Origin of the sequence: Facilibium subflavum, from assembly GCF_003574485.1 — a bacterium.
In the GTDB taxonomy this organism is placed as follows: domain Bacteria; phylum Pseudomonadota; class Gammaproteobacteria; order Francisellales; family Francisellaceae; genus Facilibium; species Facilibium subflavum.
In genome coordinates this window covers 1-521 of record NZ_QLIT01000282.1, presented here as the reverse complement: position 1 = coordinate 521, position 521 = coordinate 1, and the positions used below count along the sequence as shown (strand labels likewise).

Sequence of the window (521 nt, the reverse complement as noted above, 5' to 3'; positions counted from 1 at the left end):
ACGATGGGTCTGTCTTTTGCAAGAACACCTTTAGTTATTGTGCATAACTCAATGTAGTGCCCTAGGTTTTGAAGCAATCCTTATAAAATAAGGCTTTCACATTCAACAGTGTCAAAGTCGCGAAATTGTATACAGCTTGCATAATCCTGTGCCTGCTTTAATGGAAGATTAAGTGCACCCATAATCGCAAGAAGTGTCAAATCGTGACCAGAATAGTAGATAAGCTTATAGCGCTGATCATGCGTTTTGACTTTTTGGATATTCTCATTTATCTGATTTAATAACTTATGTGCAATAATGTAGCTGAACTTTTGAGATTGAAACTGCATGGCTAAAGCCTTATCCCGTAAGCGAATAATGGTTTGTGCCTGGTTTTGCGTTAAACCTTTTGGTAAGGGCTTTTGGTGCGCTTTGGCAACATTGAGTACGTCTCCTATTGTCATGACATCTTGCAAATTGTTCACAGGGTTGCCTAAAATGTTATGCCATGTTTTGAACTCTTGCTGGTATGATTTTTGTAT

The 521-nt window shown here is 38.2% G+C and carries 1 pseudogene; it reads right to left on the bottom strand.

Annotated elements, in window-relative coordinates:
* Positions 1-80 precede the first annotated feature (80 nt).
* A pseudogene (locus DNK84_RS13390) lies at positions 81-521 on the bottom strand (acid phosphatase); the annotation flags it as partial.